A 1,478-nucleotide genomic window follows, 5' to 3' on the forward strand; every position below is an offset into this window, starting at 1 on the left:
GGGACTATCAAGGACTCGGTGTACACCCTGAGCAAAGGGAGTATCCGATGACCGACGTGGCGATTACGACGACCGGGTCGAGTCCGGTGGAGGCCGTTTCGGGAACGTCCGTGCCGGCTACCGGGCAGGGCGTGGACACTACGTTGACGGCTGCGGTGGCCGAGCTCGCGGAGAAGGCGGCCGAGCAGGCCAGGGCGGGTGGGGTGCGCCTGCTCGGTGAGGGTGGCCTGTTGCAGGCACTCGCCAAGCACTTGATGGAGGACGCGCTGAACGCGGAGATGGACGAGCATCTCGCCGGCGAGCAGGCCCGCGTGGGCGGGGCGGGCGTCCGGCGGGGCGGGAACGCCCGCAACGGCACCCGCCGCAAGACGGTGAACACCGAGGTCGGACCGGTCACCCTGGACATCCCGCGGGATCGGGCGGGCACGTTCCGCCCGGGCCTGGTCCCGGTCCACGCGCGCCGCACCGGTGCGTTGGACGAGATGGTGATCTCGCTGACCGCGAAGGGCCTCACCGGTGGCGAGATCGTCGCGCACCTGGCCGAGGTCTACGACATCACCACGTCGAAGGAGACCGTCTCCACCATCACCGACCAGGTGCTCGGGGGCATGAACGAGTGGCGCACCCGCCCGCTCGACCCGGTCTACCCGGTGGTCTTCGTCGACGCGATCCACGTGAAGATCCGCGACGGCCAGGTCGCCAACCGACCCGTCTACGTGGCCCTGGGCGTCACCGTCGACGGCTACCGCGACATTCTCGGGCTGTGGGTGGGCGATGGCGGCGAGGGCGCCAAGTACTGGGGCCAGGTCCTGGGCGAGCTCAAGAACCGGGGCGTCGGGGACTGTTGCGTCCTGGTCTGCGACGGGCTGAACGGCCTGCCCGACGCGGTCGCGTCGGTGTGGCCCGCCACCGTGGTCCAGACCTGCATCGTCCACCTCCTGCGGAACTCGTTCCGCTACGCGTCGAGGAAGGACTGGGCGGCGATCTCCCGGGACCTCAAGCCCGTCTACACGGCGGCGACCGAGGCCGCCGCGCACGAACGCCTCGCCGAGTTCGCCGCGACGTGGGAGACGAGGTATCCGGCGATCGTGCGGTTGTGGGAACGCAGTTGGGCCGAGATGGTGCCCTTCCTCGCGTTCGACCGCGAGATCCGCACGATCATCTGCACGACCAACGCGATCGAGTCGATCAATGCCCGCTACCGCCGCGCGGCCAACGCCTCCGGGCATTTCCCCAACGAACAGGCCGCCCTCAAACGGCTCTACCTCGCGACGCTCGCGCTCGACCCCTCCGGGAAGGGACGCGTGCGCTGGTCCAACAAATGGAAGGCCGCGCTGAACGCCTTCGACCTCGCCTTCGACGGCCGCGTCACCGCCGGCCGCACCTGAGCCGAACCGGCGACGACCAAACGAACGAAACCGAGTCGAAACCCCGACTCACTCGAACGAGACCCCGTACACCTAAATCCTGATACTCCC

General features: G+C 69.0%; 1 protein-coding gene. It reads left to right on the plus strand.

Features of this window, described 5'->3' with window-relative positions:
• Positions 1-110 precede the first annotated feature (110 nt).
• Positions 111-1,388, plus strand: a complete 1,278-nt coding sequence (locus ABZS54_RS42925) for an IS256 family transposase (RefSeq protein ID WP_355548895.1) — start codon at positions 111-113, stop codon at positions 1,386-1,388.
• Positions 1,389-1,478: the final 90 nt, after the last annotated feature.

It is taken from the genome of Embleya sp. NPDC005575, from assembly GCF_040605455.1.
GTDB lineage: Bacteria > Actinomycetota > Actinomycetes > Streptomycetales > Streptomycetaceae > Embleya.